Genomic DNA, 21,557 nt, shown 5'->3' on the forward strand with positions numbered 1-21,557 from the left:
CACCTCTGTTCAGAAGCGGTCCAGGCTCGAGACAGCACGCGCCGGTGGAGCCTGCACCTGTGCCACCGTCAAGGGCAGCGTCAGCTCGAACCGACTGCCCAGCCCCTGCGTGGACTCATGGGACAACGTGGCGCCGATCAATTCGCTCAACTGGCGGCAGATGGACAGGCCGATCCCCAATCCGCCATAGCGCCGTGTCATCGAACCGTCCACCTGGAAGAAGCGCTGGTACAGCACCGCCTGGTCCAGGTCGTCGAAGCCGATGCCGCTGTCACTGACTGTGAGGCTCAGGGCCAGGCTGTCAGGTCCGGTACGCCGGCCACGGGCCTGCACGGTGACGCCGCCCTGGTGAGTGAACTTCAGCCCGTTGTCCACCAGACACGCCAGGCAGCGGGCGAGCTTCTGCGCATCGCCGACCAGGCTGTCGGGCAGGTCGGCGGGGATATCCAGGCTCAGGTACAGGCCCTTGGCCAGCGCCTGGCTGGCATAACCGGCCCGCAGTTCCTGGAGCAGCCGCCGCAGGCTGAACGCCATGCCATGGTTGCGCAGGCGCCCGGCCTGCAGTTCGGTGAGGATGAGGATATCGTCGACCATCGCCATCATGTCCTGGGCCGAGCCGGTGGCGGTGCGATGGTACTGAGCCTGCTCGGCGCTCATGGGCAGGGTGTGCAGCAGCTCCAGCGAACCGATCACGCCGTTCATCGGTGTGCGCAGTTCGTGGGTCACGGTGGCGAGGAACTCGTCCTTGAGCCGGTTGCTGCGGGCCAGTTGCAGGTTCAACTGCTCAAGGGTACGCCCGGTGTCGCGCAGGGCCTGAGCCTGCTGCTCACGCAAGCTGTTGATGCGGTCGGCCAGAGCCAGTGACAACAGCGCCACTTCCAACGCAGCGCCCAGCTGGCTGGCGTACATGGTGATGAACAGGTTGGGCAGGTACCCCAGCACCATCAAGGTGTTGACCAGCCCGCCGACGAGGAAGGCGGTCCAGGCGATGATGAACCAGCGCGCCACGCGCAAGCCGCGCCACCAGGCATACAACCCCGCACTGAAGATGCTCACGGTGAACAACAGTGCCAGCAGCGTGGCCATGCGCAGCGCCACGCCGTAACGCAGGGTCACCGCCAGCACCATCACCAGCGCGCCGCCAGCCATCAACCCCTTCAGCAGACGGTCGAGACCACGGCTGAGGTTGCCCAGTTGCAGGAAATGACGGGCGAACTGGCAGCCGAACAGCCCGGCGGCACCGATGAAAAATGGCGTGGCAGCGTTGGCCCACCAGGGGCTGTCGGGCCAGAAGTAGGCGATGCCGGCACCGTTGACCGAGACCTGATAAAGGCCGAACGAAGCGATGTAGAGGATGTAGTACAGGTAGCTGACATCACGCACGCTGAGATACAGGAACAGGTTGTACACCAGCATCACTAGCAGCACGCCGTAGATCATGCCCAGCACGTAAAGACGCGTGGGCTGGTCTTCCAGATAGGCCTGGGCCGACCACAATGTCAGCGGTGCCTGGATCGAACCCTGGCTGTGCAGGCGCAGGTAGACGGTCGTCGCCTGGCCGGGGTGCAGCGGCAGCTCGAACAGGTAGTTGTTCTGACGGACCTGCCGGCTGGCGTAGGGCAAGGCATCACCCGTGCGCTGGGCCAGGCGATAGGTGCCCTGGGCGTCCGGCAGATAGAGTTCCAGATGATCCAGCGGTGGGTAGGCAAGCTCCAGCAACCACTGGCGTGGCGCCGGCGAAGGCGTGGCTGCATAGGCGAGGTCGACACGGAGCCAGAAAACCGAGGTCGAATAGCCGGCGTTGAGCACGTCGTCGTGATGAGCATGGAAGCGTCCGGCGAATGCGCCGGTACTGACCTGGGCGATGCTGGCGCTGCCATCGTGGTCTTCATAGACCTGCATGTAGCGGCCCAGCGGCAAGCGCCCGGTGGCGTCGTCGAATTCGACCGCTCCGGCCAGCAGGGGCAAGCAGCCCAGAAGCACAATCAGCAAATAGCGCATACAGCCCCAGCATGGCCTGTCCGGTTGCGTCGCGGTTGCCTCCCTTCCCTTTGAGACGACGTGATCCGGCAGAACCCGTTCATCGAGTTATCCGAGCACTCTAGCATAGCCTCCAGCACTGCTCAGCAGCTACTGAGAATTTCAATGCAGAGGCTCTAGAACGCACGTTTCAGAATATCCAACAAAACCAACCTGACCACTTGATCAGCAATTCTCTCGCCACGACCGAACCGCACAAAAAGGTTTGGTGATAAGCTCGCCGACCATGAATACCTACAGCTCCCGCCCCGTTGTCCTCTGTCTCTCCGGCCACGACCCCAGTGGTGGCGCCGGGCTGCAGGCAGATATCGAAGCCCTGATCGCCCAGGGTTGTCACGCCGCACCCGCCGTGACCGCCCTGACCGTGCAGGATACCGTCAACGTTTCCGACTTCCGCGTGCTTGACCGCGAGTGGGTGCTGGCCCAGGCCAACGCCGTGCTGGCCGACTCCACGGTGGCCGCGGTGAAGCTGGGCATGCTCGGCTCGATCGAGATGGTCGACACCGTCGCCGAACTGCTCGCCGCCCACCCGCACCTGCCACTGGTCTGCGACCCGGTGCTGCACGCCGGTGGCGGTGGCCGCCTGGGCAAGGACGAGGTCGGCTACGCCCTGCGCGAACGCCTGCTGCCGCTGGCCACCATCGCCACGCCGAACCTGCCGGAAGCACGCATTCTGGCGGAACTGCCCGAAGGCACCGCGGACGAGTGCGCCGAAAAATTGCTGCCGTTCTGTAGACACCTGTTGATTACCGGCGGTCACGGCGACGAGGTGGAAATCCACAACCGCCTGTACAGCCGCGACGGCCAGCAGCACACCTGGACCTGCCAACGCCTGCCGGGCAGCTACCACGGCTCGGGCTGCACCCTGGCCAGCGCCCTTGCCGGCCGCCTGGCCCTGGGTGAAGCATTGACCAGCGCCGTGCGCAGCGCCCTGGACTACACCTGGCGCACCCTGCGCGACGCCGAACAGCTGGGCAAAGGCCAGTACGTGCCGCGCCGCCTGCCCCTGGATTTCTGTTCCTGACACGAGGCCATCCGATGAAGCTCCGCGGTCTGTACGCGATCACCGACAGCCAGCTGCTGGCCGGCCGTTTCCTCTCCCACGTCGAAGCGGCACTTGAAGGCGGCGTGCGCCTACTGCAGTACCGCGACAAGAGCGACGATGCCGCCCACAGACTGCGCGAGGCCGAAGCGCTGAAGACGCTCTGTGAGCGTTACAGCACCGAGCTGATCATCAACGATGATGCCGAACTAGCTGCCCGCCTGGGCGTTGGCGTGCACCTTGGCCAGACCGATGGCCCGCTCACCCCGGCCCGCGCCCTGCTCGGCCACCAGGCGATCATCGGCTCGACCTGCCACGCCAGCCTCGACCTCGCGCAGCAGGCCGCCAACGAGGGCGCCAGCTATGTCGCCTTTGGTCGCTTCTTCAATTCCGTCACCAAACCGGGCGCGCCCGCCGCCAGCGTCGAGCTGCTGGAGCAGGCCCGCGCCCAGGTCAAGCTGCCGATCGCGGTGATCGGCGGCATCACCCTCGACAACGCCGCCCCGCTGGTCGCCCATGGCGCCGACCTGCTGGCGGTGATCCACGGCCTGTTCGGTGCCGACAGCGCGCAGGAAGTCACCCGCCGCGCCCGCGCCTTCAACGCCCTGTTCGTTTCCTGATTTCGAGAGAAGACTCCATGTCCCGTTCCGAAGCCCTGTTCGCCCAAGCCCAGAAACACATCCCCGGTGGCGTCAACTCGCCGGTGCGCGCCTTCAAGAGCGTCGGCGGCACCCCGCTGTTCTTCAAGCACGCCGAAGGCGCCTACGTCATCGATGAAGACGACAAGCGCTACGTCGACTATGTCGGTTCCTGGGGCCCGATGATCCTCGGCCACGCCCATCCAGAGGTCCTGGATTCGGTGCGCAAACAGTTGGAGCACGGCCTGTCCTACGGTGCGCCGACCGCCATGGAAACCGAGATGGCCGACCTGGTCTGCTCGATCGTGCCGTCGATGGAGATGGTGCGCATGGTCAGCTCTGGCACCGAAGCGACCATGAGCGCCATCCGCCTGGCCCGTGGCTACACCGGCCGTGACGCCATCATCAAGTTCGAAGGCTGCTACCACGGTCACTCCGACAGCCTGCTGGTCAAGGCCGGCTCCGGCCTGCTGACCCAGGGCGTGCCAAGCTCGGCCGGGGTACCGGCGGACTTCGCCAAGCACACCCTGACCCTGCCGTTCAACGACATCGCCGCCGTCGAGAAGACCCTGGCCGACGTCGGCCAGACCGTGGCCTGCATCATCGTCGAACCGGTGGCCGGCAACATGAACTGCGTGCCGCCGGCGCCGGGCTTCCTCGAAGGCCTGCGCACGTTGTGCGACAAGCACGGCGTGGTACTGATCTTCGACGAGGTGATGACCGGCTTCCGCGTCTCCCTTGGCGGTGCGCAAGGCCACTATGGCATCACCCCCGACCTGTCGACCTTCGGCAAGATCGTCGGCGGCGGCATGCCGGTCGGCTGCTTCGGCGGCAAGCGCGAGATCATGGGCTGCATCGCCCCGCTGGGCCCGGTCTACCAGGCCGGTACCCTGTCGGGCAATCCGTTGGCCATGGCCGCCGGCCTGACCACCCTGAAGCTGATCAGCCGCCCGGGCTTCCATGACGAGCTGAGTGCCTTCACCAGCCGCATGCTCGATGGCCTGCAACAGCGTGCCGATGCCGCCGGTATCCCGTTCGTCACTACGCAGGCGGGCGCCATGTTCGGCCTGTACTTCAGCGGTGCCGACGATATCGTCACCTTCGACGACGTGATGGCCAGCGACGCTGAACGCTTCAAGCGCTTCTTCCACCTGATGCTCGAAGGCGGCGTGTACCTGGCGCCAAGCGCGTTCGAGGCGGGCTTCACCTCCATCGCCCATGGCGACAAGGAGCTGCAGATCACCCTGGATGCCGCCGAACGGGCATTTGCCAAGCTGAAGTAAGGGTGTTCCTGTCTCGGCCTGATCGCGGGCTTGCCCCATGATCAGGCCGGACCAGGCAAGCCTGTGAACCCCATCACAACCCGCCACGTCCCATCCTGCAGTAGAAATTCGCGTAAAACTTTGTAAGGTAGGCGCTGCTTATCCCATAATGTGCCACCAGAGACATTGGCCGTAGCTTTGCAGAGGTAAGTCGATCCCCATGAACCGCACCGGCCGCGCCCTTACCCTGGGCTGCCTGTTGCTTCTTCAGCCCCTGCTGGCCTTGGCGGAGGGCGGTAATTCGTTGCTGATTCCAGCGACGGGCCGCTGCGCCCTCGATACCGCGCCCGAAGACCTGCACAATGCCCTGAAGGCCTGCGAGCAGACCGCGCAGTCAGGGGACGCCGAAGCGCAGTACGAGCTGGGCGAGTTCTACTACAGCGGCACACCGCGTCAACTCGACAACGCGCTCAAGTGGTTCGAGAAAGCCTCGCTGCAAGGCCAGGCGCAAGCACAGTACCGCCTCGGCTCGATGTTCTTCCATGGCGAAGGGGTCAAGGCCAACAACGTGCAAGCCTACATCCTGCTCAAGATCGCCGCGGTCAACGGTGCCGAAGACGCCCTGGACATGGCCGACGAAGTCACCGAGCAGATGCCCCGCGACGAGCTCGAGCACGCCACCCAGGTACTCGGCCAGATCTTCCGCAAATACCTGCTGGAACTGCAGAACGCCGAAGGCCGCACGCCCTTCTCCCCGCTTCCCTGAACCGTTGCCCGGCCCGGCGCTGGCCCAGGCATCATCGATTCGTCAACTTGCCCTGCCATGCTTGACGCACGGATCGGACGCGTCCCAGCGACCCTTGATCGTTTCAGTGCTTTCGCCACTGCCACTCAAGGGTTATTCTTGAGTTCACATTCATTGCCGTCGAGCGGCTAAAAACGACCTTGAACGCACCCATACAACCCCATCGCTTCATCCTCGAACCCTTCGAGGCCCATCGTTTCGCCAACCTGTGCGGCCAGTTCGACGAGCACTTGCGCCTGATCGAACAACGTCTGGCCATCGAGATCCGCAACCGCGGCAATCAGTTCGAACTGATCGGCGAACCCAAGACCACTTCTGCCGCCGAACAACTGCTGCGCCGACTCTATCGCGAGACCAAGGGCACCGACCTGTCGCCGGAAACGGTCCACCTCTACCTTCAGGAATCGGCGGTAGAGAGCCTCGAAAACCCGGCCGTCAACGAAGTCAGCGTCTCGCTGCGCACGCGCAAGGGCAATATCCGCCCGCGCGGCGTCAACCAGCAGCGCTACGTCAAGGAAATCCTGGCCAACGACATCAACTTCGGCATCGGCCCGGCCGGTACCGGCAAGACGTACCTGGCCGTGGCCTGCGCGGTCGATGCGCTGGAGCGTGAACAGGTACGCCGCATCCTGCTGGTGCGCCCGGCGGTCGAGGCCGGCGAAAAGCTCGGCTTCCTGCCCGGCGACCTGGCCCAGAAGATCGACCCGTACCTGCGCCCGCTCTACGACGCGCTCTACGAGATGCTTGGCTTCGAGCACGTGGCCAAGCTGATCGAGCGCCAGGTGATCGAGATCGCGCCGCTGGCCTACATGCGCGGCCGCACCCTGAACAACAGCTTCATCATCCTCGACGAGAGCCAGAACACTACCCTCGAACAGATGAAGATGTTCCTCACCCGCATCGGCTTTGGCTCGACCGCGGTGATCACCGGCGACATCACCCAGGTCGACCTGCCCCGCGGCACCAAGTCGGGCCTGGCCCATGTGATCGAGGTGCTCAAGGACGTGCCAGGCATCAGCTTCACCCATTTCCAGCCCAAGGACGTGGTACGCCACCCGTTGGTGCAGCGTATCGTCGAAGCCTACGACCGCTTCGAAGCCCGTCAGTCCAAGCCCGAGGCACCCGGCAAAGATGCTTGAACTCGACCTGCAACGGGCCACGGACGCCGCTGCCCCCGATGACGCCGCCTTCCGCCGTTGGTGCGAACTTGCCCTGCGCCAGCGCAGCGCCGACTCGGAAATGACCATCCGCCTGGTCGACACCGCCGAAGGCCGCGAGCTGAACCACACGTACCGGCACAAGGACTACGCCACCAACGTGCTGTCCTTCCCCGCCGACGTCCCCGACGAGCTGCTCGACATCCCGTTGCTGGGCGACCTGGTGATCTGCGTGCCGGTGGTCGAGCGCGAGGCCGCCGAACAGGGCAAGTCCCTGGAGGCGCACTGGGCGCACCTGGTCATCCACGGCTGCCTGCACCTGCTCGGCTACGACCACATCGAAGACGATGAGGCCGAGGAAATGGAAGCGCTGGAACGGCAATTGCTGGCGGAACTGGGTCATCCGGATCCGTACGCCGATGACGAAACCGAAACAATCACACACTGATACTGCAAGGATCACGAGTAACCGCCATGAGCGAAGACCGATCGAGCAACGGGCAAAAGTCCTGGTTGGGTAAGCTGACCCAGGCTTTTGCCCATGAGCCGAAAAACCGCCAGGAGCTCCTCGAGCTGCTGCGCGAAGCCCATCAGAACAAGCTGCTCGACAGCGAAGCGCTGACCATCGTCGAAGGCGCCATCCAGGTCGCCGACCTGCAGGTGCGCGACATCATGGTGCCGCGTTCGCAGATGATCAGCATCAAGGCCAACCAGTCGCCCCGCGAGTTCCTGCCGGCAGTGATCGATGCCGCGCACTCGCGCTACCCGGTGATTGGCGAGAGCCACGACGATGTGCTCGGCATCCTGCTCGCCAAGGACCTGCTGCCGCTGATCCTCAAGGAGAATGGCGACAGCTTCAACATCAAGGACCTGCTGCGCCCGGCCACCTTCGTGCCCGAGTCCAAGCGCCTGAACGTGCTGCTGCGCGAGTTCCGCGCCAACCACAACCACATGGCCATCGTCATCGACGAATACGGCGGCGTGGCGGGGCTGGTGACCATCGAGGACGTGCTCGAGCAGATCGTCGGCGATATCGAGGACGAGCATGACGTCGAGGAAGACAGCTACATCAAGCCGCTGCCCAGCGGTGACTTCCTGGTCAAGGCACTGACCCCGATCGAGAACTTCAACGAGTTCTTCGACAGCGAGTTCTCCGATGACGAGTTCGATACGGTCGGCGGCCTGGTGATGAGTGCGTTCGGCCATTTGCCCAAACGTAACGAAACCACCGAGATCGGCGGCTACCGCTTCCGCATTCTCAATGCCGACAGCCGCCGGATACACTTGCTGCGCCTGACACCGATCAATCGTTAAGGACGAACATGCGCTGGATCACCCGCCCCGGCTGGCCCGGTAACCTGCTGGCCATGGCGGCCGGCGCCTCCACCCTGCTGGCCCTGGCCCCCTTCGACATCTGGCCGTTGGCCCTGCTGTCCCTCGCGCTGTTCTATGCAGGGCTGCGCGAACTGAGCCCGCGCCAGGCCCTGGGCCGGGGCTGGTGCTTCGGCTTCGGCCTCTACGGTGCCGGCACCTGGTGGATCTACGTCAGCATGAACACCTACGGCGGCGCCTCGCCGCTGCTGGCGATCCTGCTGCTGCTGGCGTTTTTCGCCTGCCTGGCCTTCTTCTTCGCCCTCCCCGCCTGGCTCTGGGCACGCTGGTTGCGCCGCGACGAGGCGCCGCTGGCCGACGCCTTGTGCTTTGCCGCCCTGTGGTTGCTGCAAGAGGCTTTCCGAGGCTGGTTCCTCACCGGTTTCCCTTGGCTCTACGCAGGTTACAGCCAGCTCGACGGCCCGCTTGCAGGCCTCGCGCCGCTGGGCGGCGTGTGGCTGATCTCGTTCGCCCTGGCGTTGACCGCCGCCCTGCTGTGCAACCTCCATCGCCTGCGCGAACGCTGCTCGTTCCTGGCTGTGGGTGTGGTACTACTGGTGACGCCGTGGATCATCGGCCTGGCCCTGAAGGACCACGCCTGGACCAAGCCGGCAGGTGATCCGCTGAAGGTCGCCGCCCTGCAAGGCAACGTCGAGCAGGACCTGAAGTGGGACCCGGCGCACGTCAATGCGCAACTGGCGCTGTACCGCGACATGAGCTTCAGCTCCAGGCCCGTCGACCTGCTGGTCTGGCCGGAAACCGCCGTGCCGGTGCTCAAGGACCAGGCTCAGGGCTACATCGACATGATGGGCAACTTTGCCGCCGAGAGGCACTCGGCACTCATCACCGGGGTACCGGTGCGGCAGATGGTCCATCACCAGCGCCGCTACTTCAACGGCATCACCGTGACCGGCGAGGGCGACGGCACCTACCTCAAGCAGAAGCTGGTGCCCTTTGGTGAGTACGTGCCATTGCAGGACATGCTGCGCGGCCTGATCGAGTTCTTCAACTTGCCGATGTCGGATTTCGCCCGTGGCCCCGAGGACCAGCCACTGCTACAGGCCAAGGGTTACCAGATCGCCCCTTACATTTGCTACGAAGTGGTCTATCCCGAATTCGCCGCGAGCCTGGCCGCGCGCAGCGACCTGCTGCTGACCATCAGCAACGACACCTGGTTCGGCACCTCGATCGGCCCGCTGCAGCACCTGCAGATGGCCCAGATGCGCGCACTGGAGGCCGGCCGCTGGATGATCCGCGCCACCAACAACGGTGTGACCGCGCTGATCGACCCGTTCGGCAGGATCACCGCGCAGGTCCCGCAGTTCCAGCGTGCGGTCCTGTACGGCGAGGTAGTGCCTATGCAACAACTGACGCCTTACCTGCAATGGCGTTCGTGGCCGTTGGCGATCGTCTGCGTGCTGTTGCTGGGCTGGGCGCTGCTGGCCGGGCGCATCGCGCGGACCGTCTGAGGTCCTCCTGGGGCCGCGTAGCGGCCCCAGGCCTTAGTAGAACAAACGATACCCCACCAACCCCACCGCCTCGTTCAGCAACTGCCCGCTCTGCCACATTGCCCGGCTTTCCGGCAGCAATCCCGCGAACGGTCGCGCATGATCCCGCCCCAGGAACCCCACCGGTGCCGGCACCACTTCGAACCCGGCCCGCTCGAAACTCAAGCGCGAGCGCTGCATGTGCCAGGCCTGCGTCACCACCACCACCCGCTTGATACCCTGCGGCTGCAACACCTTGGCGCTGAACTCGGCGTTTTCCCAGGTGGTGTGGCTGGCTTCCTCCTTCCAGGAAACCTTTACCCCAAAATCCGCCTCCAGGCGGTCAGCCATCAGCTGGGCCTCACTGGGCGGCGTGCCATAGTGCAAGCCACCGCTGGTCAGCACCGGCAGCCCTGAGGCCTTGGCCAGTTGCGCGGCGTAGCGCATGCGCTCGAGGGCGACGTAGGTTGGCTGATCAAGGCCACCCCAGGCCGGATCACCGCGCTCCCGCCCGGCACCGAGGACCACGATGGCGTCGGCCCTTGACGCCAGGCCTGCCCACCCCTCAAGCGCCAATGGCGGCTCTGTTTCAAGGGCCCGGGCAACCTGCTCGACAGTCAGCGGCAGGCTCATCAGCCACAAGCCACCCAGCCCCAGAGCAAAGCAGGCGGCGGCCAGGCGCGGACGGCGACGGCGCCACCACCAGGCGGCCAGCAGCAACAGGAACAGGACGCCGGGCGGCATCAACCATTGTTTGATGAAAAAGCGCAGCGGCATCACACACCTCCATGGAAGGCGTGCAGCCTAAGAGGATCGGCACCGGGCCTCAAGGGCAACCGGCGCCGATCGATGCGTGCATTGCGAAAACCGGCGCGTCGGCCCGCGCCTGCAACCCTGAACGGCTATCGGGACGGCAAGGTCCTGGAGCTGGCTTGGGCGCCGGGGCGCCTGCGGTCCTTGAGCCAGACAATCCTGGCAGAGGACGGCTCCGGTTGCGGGTAGGCACCGGCACTGGCAAATCGGCCTTCCGGGAGGGATTCCAGGTAGGCTTTGATCACCTCGAACTCGGCATGGCTCAGGCCACGCAACTCCAGTTCGGCAGGCATCTCGTCGCGCAATCGCACGGAGGTCCTGGCGACTTCCAGTGCCAGGCCCAAACGGTCGATCAAGCGCTCGTAAAGCTCCGGTTTGCTTGCGGTTAGTTGCGACTCTCCCATCCGTTCACCTCATTGAAGGTAAGAATATCTCCCCCCACAAATGAGCTTAGCGTCACTCGTAAAAGCGGCCGGGCGCCGCGACCAACGGCCCGCGCGGCGGGCGATGCAATCAGGGTTTCCCACGATGCGCGGCGCTCATGTATGCTACGGCGTTCACTCTTGCAGATCCCGGAGTGCCGGACGCAGTGAGGTCGAGCTGCCTGGAACATGTCTCTTATCTCTCAATACAAAGTAGCCATGCACGAACAATACACGCCCCGTGATGTAGAAGCCGCCGCCCAGAATGCCTGGGACGAGCAACAATCGTTCGCTGTCACCGAACAGCCAGGCAAAGACACCTACTATTGCCTATCGATGTTCCCGTACCCGAGCGGCAAGCTACACATGGGCCACGTGCGCAACTACACCATCGGTGACGTGATCGCCCGCTACCAGCGCATGCTGGGCAAGAACGTCCTGCAGCCGATGGGCTGGGACGCTTTCGGCATGCCGGCGGAAAACGCCGCGATGAAGAACAACGTCGCCCCGGCCAAGTGGACTTACGAAAACATCGACTACATGAAGACCCAGCTCAAGAGCCTGGGCCTGGCCATCGACTGGTCGCGTGAAGTCACCACCTGCAAGCCGGACTACTACCGCTGGGAGCAGTGGCTGTTCACCCGCCTGTTCGAAAAAGGCATCATCTACCGCAAGAACGGCACCGTGAACTGGGACCCGGCGGACCAGACCGTACTGGCCAACGAGCAGGTCATCGACGGCCGCGGCTGGCGTTCCGGCGCGCTGATCGAAAAGCGCGAAATCCCGATGTACTACTTCCGCATCACCGACTACGCCGACGAGCTGCTGGAAAGCCTCGACGAACTGCCGGGCTGGCCCGAGCAGGTCAAGACCATGCAGCGCAACTGGATCGGCAAGTCCCGCGGCATGGAAGTGCAGTTCCCCTATGACCAGGCGAGCATCGGTCATGAGGGCACCCTGAAAGTCTTCACCACCCGTCCGGACACCCTGATGGGCGCCACCTACGTGGCCGTCGCCGCCGAGCACCCGCTGGCCACCCAGGCCGCCCAGGGCAACCCGGCGCTGCAGGCGTTCATCGACGAGTGCAAGAGCGGCAGCGTCGCCGAGGCCGACATGGCCACGCAGGAGAAGAAGGGCATGGCCACTTCCCTGTTCGTCGAGCACCCGCTGACCGGCGAGAAGCTGCCGGTATGGGTCGCCAACTACGTGCTGATGCACTACGGCGATGGCGCGGTCATGGCCGTGCCGGCGCACGACGAGCGCGACTTCGAGTTCGCCCACAAGTACAACCTGCCGCTCAAGGCCGTGGTGCGCACCAGCGTCGGCGATGAAGTCGGCAACGAATGGCTGGCCACCTATGGCGAGCACGGCCAGCTGATCAACTCCGGCGAATTCGACGGCCTGGATTTCCAGGGCGCCTTCGACGCCATCGAAGCCGCGCTGATCCGCAAGGACCTCGGCAAGTCGCGCACCCAGTTCCGCCTGCGTGACTGGGGCATCAGCCGCCAGCGCTACTGGGGTTGCCCGATCCCGATTATCCACTGCCCGTCCTGCGGCGACGTGCCGGTGCCGGAAGACCAACTGCCGGTCACCCTGCCGGAAAACGTGGTGCCGGACGGCGCCGGCTCGCCACTGGCGCGCATGCCTGAATTCTACGAATGCACCTGCCCGAAATGCGGCACCGCGGCCAAGCGCGAAACCGACACCATGGACACCTTCGTCGAGTCGTCCTGGTACTTCGCCCGCTACGCCTCGCCGAACTACGACAAGGGCCTGGTCGACCCGAAAGCCGCCAACCACTGGCTGCCGGTCGACCAGTACATCGGCGGTATCGAGCACGCCATCCTGCACCTGCTGTATGCGCGCTTCTTCCACAAACTGATGCGTGACGAAGGCCTGGTCACTTCCAACGAGCCGTTCAAGAACCTGCTGACCCAGGGCATGGTCGTCGCCGAAACCTACTACCGCGTCGCCAGCAACGGCGGCAAGGACTGGTTCAACCCGGCTGACGTCGAAATCGAACGTGACGCCAAGGCCAAGATCATCGGCGCGCGCCTGAAGACCGACGGCCTGCCGGTGGAAATCGGCGGCACCGAAAAGATGTCGAAGTCGAAGAACAACGGCGTCGACCCGCAGTCGATGATCGAGGCCTACGGTGCCGACACCTGCCGCCTGTTCATGATGTTCGCCTCGCCGCCTGACATGAGCCTGGAATGGTCCGATTCCGGGGTCGAGGGTGCCAGCCGCTTCCTGCGCCGTGTCTGGCGCCTGGCCCAGGCCCATGTCGCACAGGGCCTGCCGGGCAAGCTGGACATCGCCGCCCTGAGCGACGAGCAGAAGGTCATCCGCCGCGCCATCCATGCCGCGATCAAGCAGGCCAGCACCGATGTGGGCCAGTACCACAAGTTCAACACCGCCATCGCCCAGGTGATGACCGTGATGAACGTGCTGGAAAAGGCGCCACAGGCCACCGCCCAGGACCGCGCCCTGCTGCAGGAAGGCCTCGAGGCCGTTACCCTGCTGCTGGCACCGATCACCCCGCACATCTCCCACGAACTGTGGAAGGCGCTGGGCCACGACCAGGCGGCGATCGACGCGGCTTGGCCGACGGTCGACGAGAACGCACTGGTGCAGGACACCGTGACGCTGGTGGTTCAGGTCAACGGCAAGCTGCGTGGCCAGGTGGAAATGCCAGCCGCCGCCAGCCGCGAGGAAGTCGAGGCCGCCGCTCGCAACAACGAGAACGTCCTGCGCTTCACCGACGGCCTGACCATCCGCAAGGTCATCGTCGTTCCGGGCAAACTGGTCAACATCGTCGCCAACTGATGGCAACGCCCGCCTGCATATCCTGCAGGCGGGCGTAATCGGTCCACGAGGGAGCAACACACATGATCAAACGCAATCTGCTGGTAATGGGCCTGGCTGTGCTGCTCAGCGCCTGCGGTTTCCAGCTGCGCGGCACCGGCACCAACGAACTGAGCATCAAGGAGCTGGACCTTAGCGCCCGCAACGAGTACGGCCCGACCGTCATGCAGCTGCGCCGCACCCTGGAAAGCAGCGGTGTAAAAGTTTACTCCGGCGCGCCGTACAAGCTGGTGCTGACCAACGAGCAGGAAACCCAGCGCGCCGCCACCTACAGCGGTGGCAACCGCTCGGCCGAGTACGAACTGACTACCGTGCTGAACTATGCGGTCGAAGGCCAGAACGACACCATCCTGCTGGAAGACAAGCTGCAAGTGCAGAAGTACTACGTCTACAACGGCAACAACATCACCGGTTCCGGCCAGGAAGCCAACCAGGTCCGCGAGGAAATGCGCCGCGATCTGGTGCAGGGCTTGATGGCCCGCCTGCAGCAGCTGCCCCCGGAACACCTCGACGAGCTGCAGCGCAAGGCCAACGAGCGCGCCGAAGCCGAGGCTCGCGCCCTGAAGGAAGCCCAGCGCATCCAGGACGAGACGCCCCAACAGTCGCCGCTGGAAGTCCCGGCTCCCTGAGCCTGAACGGGGCACCTGAGGTGCCCCGCCCTTCGCCATGAAGCTCTCCCCGGCCCAACTCAACAAGCACCTGCAAGGCCAGCTCGCGCCCGTCTACATCGTCAGCGGCGATGACCCGCTGCTTTGCCAGGAGGCCGCCGACGCCATCCGTAGCGCCGCACGCCAGCAGGGCTACGACGAACGCCAGGTGTTCAGCGCCGATGCCAACTTCGACTGGGGCAACCTGCTGCTGGCCGGGGCCAGCCTGTCATTGTTCGCCCAGCGCCGGCTGCTGGAGCTGCGCCTGCCCTCGGGCAAGCCCGGCGACAAAGGCGCTGCCGCGCTGATGGAATACTGCGCCAACCCGGCCGAGGACACGTTGCTGCTGATCAGCCTGCCCAAGCTCGATGGCAGCGCGCAGAAAACCAAGTGGGGCAAGGCCTTGATCGAAGGCCCGCACTGCCAGTTCATCCAGATCTGGCCGGTGGACGCCCAGCAACTGCCACAGTGGATCAACCAGCGCCTGTCCCAGGCCGGCCTTTCGGCCCAGCGTGACGCCATCGACCTGATCGCCGCCCGGGTCGAGGGCAACCTGCTGGCCGCCGCCCAGGAGATCGAGAAGCTCAAGTTGCTCGCCGAGGGCAACCAGATCACCGTCGAAACCGTCCAGGCCGCTGTCGCCGACAGCGCTCGCTTCGACGTATTCGGGCTGGTCGATGCCATTCTCAATGGCGAAGCGGCCCATGCCCTGCGCATGCTCGAAGGACTGCGTGGCGAAGGTGTCGAGCCACCGGTCATTCTCTGGGCGCTTGCCCGCGAACTGCGCCTGTTGGCCGGGCTCGCACAGCAGTTCAGCCAAGGCGTACCGCTGGACAAGGCCTTCAGCCAGGCCCGACCTCCAGTCTGGGATAAGCGCCGCCCGCTAGTCAGCAAGGCCCTGCAACGCCTCTCGGCTCAGCGCTGGGCCATGCTGTTGCAGGATGCCCAGCGTATCGATGCGCAGATCAAGGGCCAGGCCGAGGGCTCGCCGTGGACCAGTCTGGCACGCCTGTCGCTGCTCATGGCCGGACAGCGCCTGGCGCTGCCCGCCGAATAAAGCGCACCGCCGCCATAAACACAATCAATTGGCCCACAGAGCGCTACAGGCCTAAAGTGCGCCCGCAATCCATCCAGACCGGGAATCCACCATGAGCAAGAAGCCGAAAAAGCACGGCCCCAACAAGGCCAAGTCGATCATCGCCCAACCACTGTTCCGCTGCCGCCAGGAACAGGCAGGAAAAGGCAAAGGAAGCTACCGCCGCGAAGCCTTCCAATCGAGAGATTGGGAGGCTTCCTGCTTTATGGCCGCCTGAAAAGGCATGAAATGCGCAGGCATGGTATGGTCGGCACCTGACCTGCAATTCTGGATCTGTGCATGCCCTCTCGTCTCACTCTCCGCTGGCAACCCCGCCAGCTGATCGCGGCCACAAGCTTCATCCTGCTCGTCGCCTGCGCCGAGAAACCCACCGCCGCCGATGCCCTGCCGCTGGCACCCGCCCAGCCCGCACCCGTCGTTACGCTACCCGGCGCCACGCCCGATAGCAGCAGCGAAATCCAGCCCCTGCAGACCTTCGCCCAATGGCAGGCCGGTTTCCGCGAGCAAGCCCTGCAAGCCGGGATCAGCTCCAGCCTGTTCGACCGTGCCTTCCTCGGCGTCACTCCGGACATGGACGTGATCAAGGCCGACCGCAGCCAACCAGAGTTCACCCGCCCGGTCTGGGAATACCTGGACGGAGCCCTGTCGCCGCTGCGCGTACGCAACGGCAAGAAACTGCTAGAACAAAATGCCGAGCTGCTGGCACGCATCGAGCAACGCTACGGCGTCGACCGCCAGGTGCTGGTCTCGGTGTGGGGCATGGAGAGTAACTTCGGCCAGTTCCAGGGTAGCAAGTCGGTGATCCGTTCGCTGGCCACCCTGGCCTATGAAGGCCGCCGCCCCCAGTTCGCCCAAGACCAGCTGATCGCCGCGCTGCAGATCCTGCAGAACGGCGACATCCAGCCTGACGCGATGCGCGGCTCCTGGGCCGGCGCCATGGGCCAGACCCAGTTCATCCCGACCACCTACCTCACCCACGCGGTGGATTTCGACGGTGATGGTCGCCGTGACATCTGGAACAGCACCGCCGACGCCCTGGCATCCACCGCGCACTACCTGCAGGCCTCCGGCTGGAAGCGTGGCCAGCCTTGGGGCTTCGAGGTACAGGTACCTGCCGGCTTCGACTGGTGGCTGGCCGATGGCAGCCAGCGCAAGAGCGTCAGCGAATGGTTGCAGTTGGGCGTGAAACTGCCCGCCGGCACCTCATTGCCCGCTGGCAGCAACCAGCTGTCCGCTGCTCTGCTGCTGCCCGCCGGTGCCCGTGGGCCGGCGTTCCTGGTACTGGACAACTTCCGCGCGATCCTCAAGTACAACAACTCGTCATCCTACGCGCTGGCGGTGAGCCTGCTGGGGGATCGCTTCTACGGTTGGGGGTTCATTGCCGGCAGCTGGCCGAAAGAGGACCTGCCGCTGAGCCGCAGCGAACGGATAGAGCTGCAGACCTTGCTCAATGCCAGCGGCCATGAGGCGGGCAATCCCGACGGGATCATCGGGGCCAATACCCGCAAGGCCATTCGCAATGCGCAGCAGGCGCAGGGCTGGCCGGCGGATGGCTATCCGACGCACAAGCTGCTCGACAGCCTGCGTCGCTAGCAAATACCGGGGCCGCAAAGCGGCCCCGACTGTTTCAGGCCTTGAACAAGGCCTGTTCGAGCACCAGCCGCTTTTCTCCCGCTTCGAGCCTGACCCGCGCCCCCAATGGCAGACACACATTCGGGTCACAATGCCCACTGCGCCACCCCGCCAGCACTGGCACCCCGAGCGGGCCGAAGATATCCAGCAGCAAGGGCGTCATGGCCGCGACCGTGATCCCGGCAAAATCTCCCACCAGTACACCACGCACACCCTCCAGCTTGCCGGCCAGGCGCAATTGGGTCAGCAGGCGGTCGACACGATAGAGCGGCTCGTTGACGTCCTCGATGAACAGGATGCTGCCCTGGGTATCGACTTCGCCCAAGGTCGCCAATGTTGCCCCGAGCACCGACAGGTTGCCGCCAACCAACCTGCCACTGGCCACCCCGGGAATGACCCCGGTCAGCGCAAAAGCCGGCGGATGGGCAATCTCGTCCCCCGCCACTACCTGCCCGCCAAGCTGGTCGAACAACGAGCGCACGGTCGGCTCCAGCTTCACGCCCAGCAAGTCGGCGTTGAGCATCGCCCCATGGAAGGTCAGCAACCCCGCATGCCGGTTGATCGCCGTATGCAACGCGGTGATATCGCTGTAGCCCACCAGTGGTTTGGGATGACGGCGGATCAAGTCGAAGTCGATACGGTCCAGCAGGCGCATGCTGCCGTAGCCCCCGCGCATGCACAGGATCGCGTCGATGTCCGGGGCGCGGAACGCGTCATGCAGATCGCGCAGGCGCTGCTCGTCGCTGCCCGCCAGGTAGCCGTCCGCCTGCAGTACCCCGGGGTAGATCCGGCACTGGTGGCCACGCTTCTCGAACCATTGGCGAGCCTTGTCGGTATCCAGGCGCGCCGGGCCAGCCGGGGCGATGATGGCGAAACGGGCGTTGCCAGGCAGTGCCTTGGGCAACAGGGGTTCAGCGGTCTCCAGGCAATTCATCGCGCCACTCCTTGCAGCTCGTCGCTTGAAACATGCAGCTCAAAAAAAATGCCGATGCCGCCTTCCGGCGCACATCGGCATATCCCGCTCAAGCCCGTCTCAGAGCTTGATCTTGGCTTCGTGGGCCTGCTGGTCGGCATGGTACGACGAGCGCACCAGAGGACCGGATGCGACGTTCTTGAAGCCCATCTTGTAACCTTCCTCGGCGAACCAGGCGAAGGTGTCCGGGTGCACGAAGCGCTGTACCGGCAAGTGGTTGCGCGACGGCTGCAGGTACTGGCCGAGGGTGAGCATGTCGATATCGTGCTCGCGCATGCGGTGCATCACCTCGATGACCTCCTCGTCGGTCTCGCCCAGGCCCAGCATCAGGCCGGACTTGGTCGGCACGTGCGGGACCATCTGCTTGAACTTCTGCAGCAGGTCCAGCGACCAGTCGTAGTCCGAGCCCGGGCGTGCGGCCTTGTACAGGCGCGGCACTGTCTCGAGGTTGTGGTTGAACACGTCCGGCGGGGTCTGCGCGGTGATTTCCAGCGCCACGTCCATGCGGCCGCGATAGTCCGGCACCAGGGTCTCCAGCTGCACGCCCGGCGACAACGCGCGGATCTCGCGGATGCAGTCGGCGAAATGCTGGGCACCGCCGTCACGCAGGTCGTCGCGGTCCACCGAGGTGATCACCACGTACTTAAGGCGCAGGTCGGCGATGGCCACGGCCAGGTTCTTCGGCTCGTCGACATCCAGCGGCTTCGGCCGGCCATGGCCGACGTCGCAGAACGGGCAGCGGCGGGTGCAGATGTCGCCCATGATCATGAAGGTGGCGGTACCGCCAGAGAAGCACTCACCCAGGTTCGGGCAGGAGGCTTCTTCACACACGCTGTGCAGCTTGTGCTTGCGCAGCAGCTGCTTGATGCGGTCGACTTCCGGGGATACCGGAATGCGCACGCGGATCCAGTCGGGCTTTTTCGGCAGCTCTTCGGTAGGGATGATCTTCACCGGGATGCGTGCCACCTTGTCGGCGCCACGCAACTTCACGCCGGCTTCCACTTTTTTAGGAGCAGGGCGCGGGGTGACGTCTTGCGTCGGGATCAGGTTCGGCACGGCTTCTTGCACAGTTGTCATAATCAGTCGATTCCGCCCGTCAGGGTCGTCTGCTCAGCATAGTCGAGGTGCTTGACCAGCTGTCCGCGCAGCCTTGTCCTGACCTCAATGAGTTCGATCGGACCTGCCAGGTCGCGCAGCTGGGTCATGGCCAGCCCCGCATACCCACAGGGGTTGATTCGGCGGAATGGCGCAAGGTCCATGTCCACGTTCAGGGCAAGGCCGTGGAACGAACGGCCATTGCGGATTCGAAGGCCAAGGGACGCGATCTTCGCGCCATCGACATAGACGCCCGGGGCGTCGGGTTTGGCCACCGCCTGCACGCCATAGCTGGCGAGCAGGTCGATGAGGGTCTGCTCGATGCGGCTGACCAGCTCGCGCACGCCGATACTCAGGCGGCGCACGTCCAGCAGCAGGTAGGCCACCAGCTGGCCGGGGCCATGGTAGGTGACCTGGCCGCCGCGGTCGGTCTGCACCACCGGTATCTCGCCGGGGATCAGCAGGTGCTCGGCCTTGCCGGCCTGGCCCTGAGTGAACACCGGAGGATGCTCGACCAGCCAGACTTCGTCCAGGCTGTCCGGGCCGCGCTGCTCGGTAAAGCGACGCATGGCCTCCAGCACCGGTTCATAGGGCTGCAGGCCAAGATCGCGAAAACCGAGACAAGCGGGCATCACAGCACCATTTTCACGATGCCGGTAGCGCGCAAGGCGCTGTTGATGTCGTGGAGCTGGTCCTCACCGGTAGCAACGATATGCAGTTGCACCGTGGTGTACTTGCCTTCCTTGCTCTGGCGTTCGGCCAACGTCGAGAGGTCGACCTCGGCGTACTTGCTGAGAATTTCGATTACCGTGTCCTTGAAACCGACAACGGTGTCACCGATCACCTTGATCGGGTAATCATTGCAGGGGAATTCGATCTTGTGCGACTTGACGTCTTCTTCGCTCATGGCGGAAACGGCCTCGTAAGCCGTGGCAGCAGCGCCCCCGCCTGGTTCACGGGGGCGTGCAAGTCACGTATCAGTTGAACAAACCGTAGAAGAACAGGCGGATGCTGTCCCACATACGGCCGAAGAAACCTGCTTCCTCGACACCGTCCAGGGCGATGAGGTCGGCACTGTGAACCACTTTCTCGTCCAGTTTGACTTCCACTTTGCCGATCACGTCACCTTTGGCGATGGGCGCGGTCAGTTGCGGGTTCATGGTCATCGAAGCCTGGAGGCGTTTCAATTGGCCTTTAGGCATTGTCATGGTCAGGTCGTTGGCCAGGCCGGCTTTCACCTGGTTGGTCGCGCCTTTCCATACCGGAGCTTGAGTCAGCTCGGTGCCTTTCTGGTAGAAAGTCTGGGTTTCGAAGAAGCGGAAACCATAGGTCAGCAGCTTCTGGGTCTCGGCGGCCCGCGATTGCTCGCTGTTGGTGCCGAACACCACGGCGATCAGGCGCTGGCCGTCACGCACGGCCGAGGCGACCATGCAGTAGCCGGCCTCATCGGTGTGACCGGTCTTCAGGCCGTCGACGGTCTTGTCGCGCCACAGCAGCAGGTTGCGGTTAGGCTGCTTGATGTTGTTCCAGAAGAACTCTTTCTGCGAATAGATGGCGTAGTGCGCCGGATCTTCGTTGATGATCGCACGCGCCAGCAGGGCCATGTCGTGGGCCGAGGAGTAGTGCTCCGGGTTCGGCAGGCCTGTTGGGTTCATGAAGTGGCTGTTGGCCATGCCCAGGTCGGTGGCGGTCTTGTTCATCATGTCGGCGAAGGCATCTTCGCTGCCGGCGATGTGCTCGGACAGGGCGACCGATGCGTCGTTGCCGGACTGGATGATGATGCCGTGCAGCAGGTCGCTGACGGTCACCTGGCTGCCAACCTTGATGAACATGCGCGAACCGCCGGTGCGCCAGGCGTTCTCGCTGACGGTCACCGGGTCGTTCTCGCCAATCTGGCCACGACGGATGTCCAGGGTGGCGATGTAGGCGGTCATCAGCTTGGTCAGGCTGGCTGGCGGCAGGCGCTCGTCACCGTTGTTCTCGACCAGCACATTGCCGCTGGACGCGTCCATGAGTACGTAGGACTTGGCGGCCAGTTGCGGTGGTGCCGGCATCATCTGCTCGGCTGCGAAGGCAGCAGGCGTGATCAGCAGCAGAACAGGCAGGCAAAGTCGTTTGGCAAGGTTGGTGATATTCATCCGTCTCTCGTAAATCGCTAATGGTCTGATGTTCCGTGGGCAAGTTCGTTTGCCCAGCGCCCCGTCAGTCTAGT

General features: G+C 64.4%; 21 protein-coding genes. 13 read left to right on the forward strand and 8 right to left on the reverse strand.

The window, feature by feature from the left end; all coding sequences use genetic code 11:
- Positions 1 to 9: 9 nt before the first annotated feature.
- A complete protein-coding gene (locus ABZO33_RS16860) occupies positions 10 to 2,001 on the reverse strand; it encodes a sensor histidine kinase (RefSeq protein WP_414536962.1) in 1,992 nt (663 codons plus the stop codon).
- Between the two features lie 265 nt (positions 2,002 to 2,266).
- Here ABZO33_RS16860 and ABZO33_RS16865 point away from each other — a divergent pair, with 265 nt between their 5' ends.
- From ABZO33_RS16865 to lnt, 8 genes are all read left to right on the forward strand, one after another.
- Positions 2,267 to 3,064 (forward strand): hydroxymethylpyrimidine/phosphomethylpyrimidine kinase, encoded by a 798-nt coding sequence (locus tag ABZO33_RS16865; RefSeq protein WP_414536963.1) that lies wholly within the window; start codon positions 2,267 to 2,269, stop codon positions 3,062 to 3,064.
- Positions 3,065 to 3,078: 14 nt separating this feature from the next.
- On the forward strand, positions 3,079 to 3,702 hold the full coding sequence (gene thiE, locus ABZO33_RS16870) for a thiamine phosphate synthase (RefSeq protein ID WP_414536964.1): 624 nt from the start codon (positions 3,079 to 3,081) through the stop codon (positions 3,700 to 3,702).
- 17 nt (positions 3,703 to 3,719) lie between these two features.
- A complete protein-coding gene (gene hemL, locus ABZO33_RS16875) occupies positions 3,720 to 5,003 on the forward strand; it encodes a glutamate-1-semialdehyde 2,1-aminomutase (protein WP_217868160.1) in 1,284 nt (427 codons plus the stop codon).
- A gap of 199 nt (positions 5,004 to 5,202) precedes the next feature.
- Positions 5,203 to 5,748, forward strand: coding sequence for a tetratricopeptide repeat protein (locus ABZO33_RS16880; protein ID WP_414536965.1), 546 nt, complete (start codon positions 5,203 to 5,205; stop codon positions 5,746 to 5,748).
- 179 nt (positions 5,749 to 5,927) lie between these two features.
- Positions 5,928 to 6,926 carry a PhoH family protein gene (locus ABZO33_RS16885; RefSeq protein WP_414536966.1) on the forward strand — a complete coding sequence of 333 codons (999 nt, stop codon included), beginning with the start codon at positions 5,928 to 5,930 and terminating at the stop codon, positions 6,924 to 6,926.
- Positions 6,919 to 7,392, forward strand: coding sequence for an rRNA maturation RNase YbeY (gene ybeY / locus ABZO33_RS16890; RefSeq protein ID WP_414536967.1), 474 nt, complete (start codon positions 6,919 to 6,921; stop codon positions 7,390 to 7,392). The genes ABZO33_RS16885 and ybeY overlap by 8 nt, the downstream gene beginning before the upstream one ends.
- A gap of 26 nt (positions 7,393 to 7,418) precedes the next feature.
- The gene (locus tag ABZO33_RS16895) at positions 7,419 to 8,258 is read left to right on the forward strand and encodes an HlyC/CorC family transporter (RefSeq protein WP_023630352.1); all 840 of its coding nucleotides are present in this window, start codon (positions 7,419 to 7,421) and stop codon (positions 8,256 to 8,258) included.
- A gap of 8 nt (positions 8,259 to 8,266) precedes the next feature.
- Positions 8,267 to 9,784, forward strand: coding sequence for an apolipoprotein N-acyltransferase (lnt, locus tag ABZO33_RS16900; protein WP_414536968.1), 1,518 nt, complete (start codon positions 8,267 to 8,269; stop codon positions 9,782 to 9,784).
- A gap of 33 nt (positions 9,785 to 9,817) precedes the next feature.
- Here lnt and ABZO33_RS16905 read toward each other — a convergent pair whose 3' ends face one another.
- Positions 9,818 to 10,579: a YdcF family protein gene (locus tag ABZO33_RS16905; protein WP_414536969.1), complete on the reverse strand. Its 762-nt coding sequence runs from the start codon at positions 10,577 to 10,579 to the stop codon at positions 9,818 to 9,820.
- A 125-nt stretch (positions 10,580 to 10,704) separates the two neighbouring features.
- The gene (locus ABZO33_RS16910; RefSeq protein ID WP_414536970.1) at positions 10,705 to 11,019 is read right to left on the reverse strand and encodes a hypothetical protein; all 315 of its coding nucleotides are present in this window, start codon (positions 11,017 to 11,019) and stop codon (positions 10,705 to 10,707) included.
- Between the two features lie 237 nt (positions 11,020 to 11,256).
- On the opposite strand from ABZO33_RS16910, the gene leuS reads away from it, so the two are divergent.
- From leuS to ABZO33_RS16935, 5 genes are all read left to right on the forward strand, one after another.
- Positions 11,257 to 13,863, forward strand: a complete 2,607-nt coding sequence (gene leuS, locus ABZO33_RS16915) for a leucine--tRNA ligase (protein ID WP_414536971.1) — start codon at positions 11,257 to 11,259, stop codon at positions 13,861 to 13,863.
- Between the two features lie 62 nt (positions 13,864 to 13,925).
- Entirely contained in the window at positions 13,926 to 14,531 is a 606-nt protein-coding gene (gene lptE, locus ABZO33_RS16920) for an LPS assembly lipoprotein LptE (RefSeq protein ID WP_414536972.1), read from the forward strand.
- Positions 14,532 to 14,568: 37 nt separating this feature from the next.
- Positions 14,569 to 15,606: a DNA polymerase III subunit delta gene (gene holA, locus ABZO33_RS16925; protein ID WP_414536973.1), complete on the forward strand. Its 1,038-nt coding sequence runs from the start codon at positions 14,569 to 14,571 to the stop codon at positions 15,604 to 15,606.
- 91 nt (positions 15,607 to 15,697) lie between these two features.
- The gene (gene arfA, locus ABZO33_RS16930) at positions 15,698 to 15,862 is read left to right on the forward strand and encodes an alternative ribosome rescue factor ArfA (protein ID WP_023630277.1); all 165 of its coding nucleotides are present in this window, start codon (positions 15,698 to 15,700) and stop codon (positions 15,860 to 15,862) included.
- Positions 15,863 to 15,924: 62 nt separating this feature from the next.
- The gene (locus tag ABZO33_RS16935; RefSeq protein ID WP_414536974.1) at positions 15,925 to 17,238 is read left to right on the forward strand and encodes a lytic murein transglycosylase; all 1,314 of its coding nucleotides are present in this window, start codon (positions 15,925 to 15,927) and stop codon (positions 17,236 to 17,238) included.
- Positions 17,239 to 17,272: 34 nt separating this feature from the next.
- Here the strand turns inward: ABZO33_RS16935 and ABZO33_RS16940 are convergent, their stop codons facing one another.
- The 5 genes from ABZO33_RS16940 to ABZO33_RS16960 all read right to left on the reverse strand — a co-directional run bounded on the left by ABZO33_RS16940 (position 17,273) and on the right by ABZO33_RS16960 (position 21,483).
- Positions 17,273 to 18,211, reverse strand: coding sequence for a S66 peptidase family protein (locus tag ABZO33_RS16940; RefSeq protein ID WP_414536975.1), 939 nt, complete (start codon positions 18,209 to 18,211; stop codon positions 17,273 to 17,275).
- 99 nt (positions 18,212 to 18,310) lie between these two features.
- On the reverse strand, positions 18,311 to 19,327 hold the full coding sequence (lipA, locus tag ABZO33_RS16945) for a lipoyl synthase (protein ID WP_046857277.1): 1,017 nt from the start codon (positions 19,325 to 19,327) through the stop codon (positions 18,311 to 18,313).
- Between the two features lie 2 nt (positions 19,328 to 19,329).
- Positions 19,330 to 19,977 carry a lipoyl(octanoyl) transferase LipB gene (gene lipB / locus ABZO33_RS16950; RefSeq protein ID WP_110703220.1) on the reverse strand — a complete coding sequence of 216 codons (648 nt, stop codon included), beginning with the start codon at positions 19,975 to 19,977 and terminating at the stop codon, positions 19,330 to 19,332.
- A complete protein-coding gene (locus ABZO33_RS16955; RefSeq protein ID WP_414536976.1) occupies positions 19,977 to 20,252 on the reverse strand; it encodes a DUF493 domain-containing protein in 276 nt (91 codons plus the stop codon). The genes lipB and ABZO33_RS16955 overlap by 1 nt, the downstream gene beginning before the upstream one ends.
- A gap of 70 nt (positions 20,253 to 20,322) precedes the next feature.
- On the reverse strand, positions 20,323 to 21,483 hold the full coding sequence (locus ABZO33_RS16960; RefSeq protein ID WP_046857279.1) for a D-alanyl-D-alanine carboxypeptidase family protein: 1,161 nt from the start codon (positions 21,481 to 21,483) through the stop codon (positions 20,323 to 20,325).
- Positions 21,484 to 21,557 lie beyond the last annotated feature (74 nt).

Source organism: Pseudomonas sp. CAM1A (genome assembly GCF_047501685.1).
In the GTDB taxonomy this organism is placed as follows: Bacteria; Pseudomonadota; Gammaproteobacteria; order Pseudomonadales; family Pseudomonadaceae; genus Aquipseudomonas.